9 protein-coding genes and 1 pseudogene are annotated in these 6,777 nt (G+C 56.0%); 4 read left to right on the top strand and 6 right to left on the bottom strand.

Going from position 1 to position 6,777, the window contains the following annotated elements; translation table 11 throughout:
- Positions 1-395: Rossmann-fold NAD(P)-binding domain-containing protein (locus tag AC1D06_RS41210; RefSeq protein ID WP_477991229.1), on the bottom strand; the 395-nt coding region annotated here is incomplete at its 3' end.
- 126 nt (positions 396-521) lie between these two features.
- On the opposite strand from AC1D06_RS41210, the gene AC1D06_RS41215 reads away from it, so the two are divergent.
- On the top strand, positions 522-746 hold the full coding sequence (locus tag AC1D06_RS41215) for a hypothetical protein (RefSeq protein WP_477991231.1): 225 nt from the start codon (positions 522-524) through the stop codon (positions 744-746).
- Positions 747-757: 11 nt separating this feature from the next.
- On the opposite strand, the gene AC1D06_RS41220 is transcribed toward AC1D06_RS41215, so the two are convergent.
- The 3 genes from AC1D06_RS41220 to AC1D06_RS41230 form a co-directional block, all read right to left on the bottom strand.
- Positions 758-1,195 carry a TspO/MBR family protein gene (locus AC1D06_RS41220; RefSeq protein ID WP_477877285.1) on the bottom strand — a complete coding sequence of 146 codons (438 nt, stop codon included), beginning with the start codon at positions 1,193-1,195 and terminating at the stop codon, positions 758-760.
- Positions 1,196-1,305: 110 nt separating this feature from the next.
- Positions 1,306-1,893 (bottom strand): ActR/PrrA/RegA family redox response regulator transcription factor, encoded by a 588-nt coding sequence (locus AC1D06_RS41225; RefSeq protein WP_477877284.1) that lies wholly within the window; start codon positions 1,891-1,893, stop codon positions 1,306-1,308.
- Positions 1,894-1,919: 26 nt separating this feature from the next.
- Positions 1,920-2,789 (bottom strand): hypothetical protein, encoded by an 870-nt coding sequence (locus AC1D06_RS41230; RefSeq protein WP_477877283.1) that lies wholly within the window; start codon positions 2,787-2,789, stop codon positions 1,920-1,922.
- A gap of 81 nt (positions 2,790-2,870) precedes the next feature.
- On the opposite strand from AC1D06_RS41230, the gene AC1D06_RS41235 reads away from it, so the two are divergent.
- Positions 2,871-3,686: an SDR family NAD(P)-dependent oxidoreductase gene (locus tag AC1D06_RS41235; RefSeq protein ID WP_477877282.1), complete on the top strand. Its 816-nt coding sequence runs from the start codon at positions 2,871-2,873 to the stop codon at positions 3,684-3,686.
- A 46-nt stretch (positions 3,687-3,732) separates the two neighbouring features.
- Complete coding sequence (locus tag AC1D06_RS41240) at positions 3,733-4,281, top strand: TetR/AcrR family transcriptional regulator (RefSeq protein WP_477877281.1); 549 nt, start codon at positions 3,733-3,735, stop codon at positions 4,279-4,281.
- A 12-nt stretch (positions 4,282-4,293) separates the two neighbouring features.
- Here the strand turns inward: AC1D06_RS41240 and AC1D06_RS41245 are convergent, their stop codons facing one another.
- Complete coding sequence (locus AC1D06_RS41245; RefSeq protein WP_477877280.1) at positions 4,294-4,827, bottom strand: lipocalin family protein; 534 nt, start codon at positions 4,825-4,827, stop codon at positions 4,294-4,296.
- Between the two features lie 161 nt (positions 4,828-4,988).
- On the opposite strand from AC1D06_RS41245, the gene trpB reads away from it, so the two are divergent.
- Positions 4,989-6,215: a tryptophan synthase subunit beta gene (gene trpB / locus AC1D06_RS41250; protein WP_477877397.1), complete on the top strand. Its 1,227-nt coding sequence runs from the start codon at positions 4,989-4,991 to the stop codon at positions 6,213-6,215.
- Between the two features lie 314 nt (positions 6,216-6,529).
- Here the strand turns inward: trpB and AC1D06_RS41255 are convergent.
- Positions 6,530-6,777, bottom strand: a pseudogene (locus AC1D06_RS41255) (transposase); the annotation flags it as partial.

Genomic DNA, 6,777 nt, shown 5'->3' on the forward strand with positions numbered 1-6,777 from the left:
AAAAAAATACTCCGACGGTTCTTTGGCAAAAGCGGCGAAAAATGTTTGAGGAGCAAGGCTGGACCGATAGCGTTCACCGCAAATTGCCTGGCCATGACGGAAGCGTCGAGTGACTTAATCGTCTTTTCGGGGCCGATGGAATCGATCGTCAACGCCCCCGTGGCATTGAAAACCAGTTCGAAATGCCCGTATTGCTGCGAAAGCCGCATTGCGGCATCGGCGAGTGTCGTCTCGTCGGTTATGTCAACGCCGTTGTCACCTCGCCGCGACAAAGATAGGACCGCCGCGCAACTCGGGTCAGCGGCAAAACAGGCGACTAGCGCGCTGCCAATGCCGCCGGACGCTCCGATCACGAGCGCTTTGTAACCAGAGTTGAGAGATCCAAGAACAGTCATGACCGATTTACGCGGTCCGCCACTTCCTGGATTTGTCGACCGCATACGAAATTGTGTATGAGGCAGCCGATCCGGAAATTGCTGCAATCCGTATCGCAGGTCGAATTCATTTGACGAGCGCACGGGATGACCCACTCTGTTCAGGAAGAAACGCAAGTCATTTTTGACGCGGTCACCAAAGCGGTCGTGATCATGCAAGGCTCCGATGCAATTCTCCTGGCTGGGCCTTTCAAAAACTCAGCAGAGGCGACGCGGGCCGCGCATGACTATCTTGATCGGATAAAGCAGCAAAGCGTGCCGACGAGTACCGAACGGGAAAATGAACAAGATCCGCCGCAGCCTCCGCTCTGATATCTTGTGCATCACCCGTTGAGCGATAGCAGAGCGGCATTGAGAAGTGAGGCGAAGCCGACCCAGAGCGCATAGGGCAAGAAGCAAAGTCGCGCGAGGGTGTCACGAGACACAGCAATGAAACCAACGACGGCAAAAAGCAGGCAGATGATGACGGCTAAGCCCGCCAACATCTGATGGGCGCCAAAGAAAAGAGGCGTCCAAAGCCAGTTCAATATCATTTGGCCGACCCACATCCGCATCGGCCAGCCGGAAAATCGATCACGCCGCCAGGTGCGCCATCCTGCAATCGCAATAAGGACATAGAGTACAGTCCAGGTCGGACCAAAAATCCAGTTCGGAGGGTTGAAGGAGGGCTTGTTCAACGAACCGTACCACGAACCCGGCCGTATGGTCAGACCAATGGCAAGCCCAGCTCCGATAACGACAACGAGAAATAGAAAAAGCATCTTTATCTCGGCAGAGCGGCTCGTGGACATAGTGTTCCAACTTCTTCCATCCAGGCTCACCTGGTGTCTTTCAAAATAATGCACTTCGCGCGGTCAGGGACACATAGCATCTATTTCGGAGCATGTTTGGACAAGATCCGCTGCAGGGTTCGTCGATGCATATTCAGATGACGCGCGGTTTCCGAAATATTTTGCTCACAACGCTCGTACACCCGCTGGATATACTCCCAACGGACACGGGCCGCGGACATCGGGTGTTCCGGCGGATCGGCCTTGACATCGTCTTCTCCAGTTAGGGCTCGAACGACTTCATCAGTATCCACGGGCTTTGCAAGATAATCAATGGCGCCGAGTTTAACGGCTGTTACCGCATTGGCAATGTTTCCGTAGCCCGTCAGGATCAGCAGGCGGCTATCGTCACGCCGCATGCGCACCGCTTCGATCACGTCAAGTCCGCTACCATCGGTCAATCTGAGATCGATGATGCCGTATAGCGGCGGCCTGTTGCGGATCAAGGCGATGGCATCTGCACGGGTCGCGGCCGTTTCGACAGAAAACCCGCGACAGGTCATGGCGCGAGCCAATCTTTTAAGGAACACGTTATCGTCTTCGACGATCAGAAGGGATTTGTCGGCGCTGGCCTTGTCGATCACAACTGAGTTCGAGGCATGGCCGTGGTTGAATTCGCGGCTCAACATCGGTTTCTCTTTCCTTTTGTGCTGTCTTACGAGCGCCAGCGTTTTGCAGATGACCGGGAACGTGCGTTCGATTGCCGCGGCTCAATGATGCCCCGTCCAAAGAGGTTCCCGAATGGGCCTGGCCATGCAATCACTTGGCCACGGTTCACGCGTCGGAATGTCTGCAACGTCACGAAAGCGTAGCCACCGGCGCAGAGCAAAACCACGAACGCCGACGGGAGAGGGGGCAGTACCGGATCGACAATAAGGCCAGTAGCCGGCAACACCTGCATCATATGTGTTGCCAGGAAATGGGGAATACGGCGGTCTGCCACGCTGAGCGACCAGCCCGTGACAGCCATCCTGGCAGCGCCGGCTTTCTCTTCGCCATTGTAGCGGGTCATGGTGGCACCCATCCGGAAGGCAGTAACAAATGTCAGCGCCGTGCCACCAATCAAACCCACGCCCCCTCCGATCTTGAGGCCGTAGCCGATTGAAGGTGTTTCGCAGCACAGCAGCAAGATACCCACCAAAGCTGCGGCAGCAGTAATCATCACCGCTCCAATTGCCATGAGGCCATAGAGCATTGCTGTCAGCGGGGTCTCGAAGTTGAAATGGGACTTTTGCTGCCTGGCCGCCTGGATGCCAATGTAAAGGATTTCGAAAACAGTCGCGACGACGCTTAGCACTGCCCCGCCATAGAATGGCCAATCCTCTATAACGGTCGTCGGCAAATCCTGCGCCAGCAAAGCCAGGGTTGCGAAATGGACGGCGAGCGAAAGTTGGAATTTCAACGGCTTTGCCCACACGCGATCACTATCAAGTTCGCGCCGATCCATAATGAGCGCGATCAAAGTCGGGACCATAAGCAGTAAGAGCATCAAGGCGGTGGTCCACCACAATCCAATTGCTGACATTTGGCTCTCCCGTAGCCCCAATTCAGTAGACACCGTCTACCTTTTAATGTAGACAGTGTCTACTGTACGAGGGAGAACGCTGTGCAGATCATATCCGACGGTCAAATTGACAAGCGTTTCAAAAAATACGGCCCGGTGGCCGTCGTGACGGGCGCCTCTGAGGGCATAGGTCGTGCTTTTGCAGAGCACCTTGCCCGGCTGGGTTTTTCCCTCATCCTCGTCGCTCGCAGGCGCGACAAGCTTGCGGAACTTGCTGATTTGATTGCCGAGCAGAACGGGGTTCGCGCCATGCCGTTGGCCCTGGATCTGAGCGTCCCAGGTGCGGTGCAGGCAGTCGTCGACGCAGCAATTGCTGAAAATGCTGGGCTGCTGATTGCCGCGGCCGGGTTCGGCAGTTCCGGCAGGTTTCTGTCTCAGCAGCTTGAAAGCGAATTGGGGATGGTCGATCTCAACTGCCGTGTCGTCACGGAACTGGCCTATTCCCTTGCCGGTCACTTCGCAGGCAGGGGCGGGGGAGGAGTGGTCATGATGGGATCACTCGTGGGGCGGCAAGGCGCCCCGTTTGCTGCCACCTATGCAGCGACAAAGGCATATGTTCATGCACTTGGAGAGGCTCTGACTATCGAGATGAAGTCCAGCGCAGTCGATATTCTAGTATCCGCCCCCGGACCAGTGCGGTCCGGGTTTGCGTCCAGAGCCGGGATGTCGATGGGGGCAGCCGATGAACCGTGGCAGGTAGCAGCACAGACTCTGACGGCACTTGGTCGCAGAAGCTTGACGGTGCCCGGTCGCGTCGGCCGTTTTCTAACCTTCTCGCTGATTGCCTTGCCGCGCTTTGTTCGGGTGCTTATCATGGGACGCATCATGAGAAGCATGGCGGGGCATGGTGCAAACTGAATCAAGGCGATCTGGAAACCTCGCAGACGATTGCGTCACTGAGGCGATGGCCATCATTGCCGAACACGGCGTCGACAGACTGAGCCTCCGGGATGTGGCGCGGCGGCTTGGCGTCTCACATGGCGCGCCTTACAAACACTATCCAAGCAGGGATCACCTCCTGGCGGAAATTATTCGTCGCTGCTTCGAGGAATTCGCGCGCCATCTGGATGCCCGCTTGCATTCGGACGATGCGGATGCGGATATGGCCGCGATGGGGATCGCCTATATCGGCTATGCTTTGGCCTTCCCGCTGCAATACCGCTTGATGTTTTCGACGACGCTGCCGAATGCCATTGACCACCCGGAGATGAAAGCCAGCGCCCACCACGCCTTCGACTTACTCCGCGAGGCGCTGCGGCGCAAATATGGAGAGTTCGCTCTCGGCGATCGCATAGACCGAGACGCTGTCTTCGTCTGGGGAACCATGCATGGGCTTGCAGGAATCTTGAAGTCGGACATAACTGACGGGCTTGGACTCTCGGAAAGCGTTCAAGCCGGAGCCCTGGAGCACGTGCTCCGCCGCATTGGCGACGCATTGTCAAACAAGGAATAGCGAAACGACGCGCTACTGTGCGGGGAATTCGAGCTTTCTTACATCATATCCAAGCGACTTCGCCTTTTTCACCATAGTCGCCAGTTTTTGCTTGGTTGGAACCCTGCGCGAATAGATCCAAAGGTTCTTCATCTGCGGGTCGGCACTAATGAACCAGTCGTGGGCGGGCGACTCGTACAGTACCCAGTAATTGAAAGTAATCAGAAGCGGGTACCGCACCCGCAGCTTGGCGCGGGTCGTCTTCACGTCGAGGAGGTCGCCCTTGCCCTCTATTGTTTTCAATTTGCCCGCCGGCGTTCCTTGATGACAGCCGTCCTCGACCATGATCTCGCCGGCCCGGGAGCCAGGTCGATAAGTCGTGTAGCCGGCCACACAACCATCTGTCAGCCACATTGGGTGCCTGCCGATCTCGAGCCAAGTGCCGCTATAGTGACTGCTTCTTACATGAGCAACCTCTGACTCCGCCATGACGGCGATTGGAGCGGCGGTCAGGGCAATTAATGCCACGCCAAGGGCATAATTGAGAAGTTTGAAACGGATTGTCATCCTGGTCTCCGATCATTGACCTCTGGTACGAGAAATCGATGAGCCTGGATCAAGCAATCGCTCTGTATTCATTGAATGGGGCGGAGAGCCGATACTTTCTCCCTTCGTACCATCCAAAACTTTCCTGCTGCGTAAGAGAGTTGAAACGAGGGCTTCCACCGATGAATAGCTTGTCGACTAAAACTCTACCCGACGCTCAAGGATTTTTTGGAAAATTCGGTGGCCGGTTTGTAGCGGAAACATTGATGCCGCTCCTGATCAGCCTGAATGAGGAATGGAACGCGGCCAAGAACGATCATGGCTTCTGGCAAACATATCACGACCTGCTGCGGAATTATGTTGGACGTCCGAGCCCACTTTACTTTGCCGAACGTATTACAAAGCGATTGGGCGGACCCAAAATTTATCTCAAAAGGGACGAGCTGAACCACACCGGATCGCACAAGATCAACAATTGCATTGGCCAAATCGTTATTGCCCAAAGAATGGGTAAGCGACGGATCATCGCAGAAACTGGCGCCGGACAGCATGGTGTGGCAACCGCCACGGTCGCGGCACGATTTGGCCTGCAATGCGTCATTTACATGGGGGCAAAAGACATCGAGCGCCAGGCACCGAACGTGTTCAGGATGCGTCTGCTGGGAGCCGAACTGAGGCCGGTTACCTCCGGAAATGGAACTCTCAAGGATGCGATGAACGAGGCTTTGCGCGACTGGGTCACCAATATTGAGGACACCTATTACCTCATCGGAACGGCTGCTGGCCCCCATCCATATCCCGAAATGGTCAGGACGCTTCAATCGGTCATCGGCAAGGAAGCACGCTCCCAAATTCTGGAATATGAGGGTCGTCTGCCGAACTTGCTTGTGGCAGCTGTTGGTGGCGGCTCAAACGCGATGGGCTTGTTTCATCCTTTCCTGGCTGACAGCGAGGTGACGATGCTGGGCGTCGAGCCGGCCGGTAAAGGTCTTGATACGCCAGAACACTGCGCCTCGTTGAGCATGGGCATGCCCGGCGTCCTGCATGGCAATCGAACATACCTGCTTCAAGATTTTGATGGCCAAATTGCCGAGGGGCACTCTATATCAGCTGGGCTGGATTATCCCGGCGTAGGTCCAGAACATGCCTGGCTCAAAGAAAACGGTCGCGTCTCCTACACATCCGCAACAGATTCCGAAGCGCTGAGCGCCTTCCAGTTCCTGGCTACGGAGGAAGGCATAATTCCCGCATTGGAGCCGTCTCACGCACTCGCCGAGGTGATCAAGAGAGCGCCGCAGATGCCTGCGGGCGATCTGATAATTCTCAATCTTTGTGGCCGGGGCGACAAGGACATCTTCACCGTCGCGAAGCTCTTGGAGTCCAGCGACCTGAACGATGGCCTATCATAACGTCCACCACGATTTTGGCACCACTCCCGAGTCGGCTGGTCTCCCGGTGCCGGCTCTGTTGTTGCCGATCCGCAATTATTGTGAAATGGTTATGGCGCAAAGACCGCTACCGTTCAAACTGGAACATCTGATCCTTTGCAATCACGCTGATCGATGGTGCAGACGTAGTAATTCGCTTTACTGATGATCGCGTCTCTGGGAGTGGTGTAGCTCGGCTTTGTGATCGCCGTGCTTTCCGGACAGAGCCGGGAATGGGTCAGCGAGCCGCAGCGGGCAGGCTGATGATGGGATCATCGCTCATTTGTGCGATGGTCTTCGAGCAGCAATGCCCCCACGAGCCTGACGATGGCGTCATCGTTGGGGAAGATGCCGACGACGTCTGTGCGGCGCTTGATCTCACCGTTGAGGCGCTCGATGGGATTGGTGCTGTGAAGCTTGGTCCAATGCTGTTTCGGGAAGGTCATGTAGGCGAGCACGTCTTCTTCGGCATTGTCCATGAGATTTGCGAGCTTTGGCACTTTCGGCCGGATCTGATCGGCGACGCTACGCCACTGAGTACTTG

It is taken from the genome of Rhizobium sp. P2_G2, from assembly GCF_056403555.1.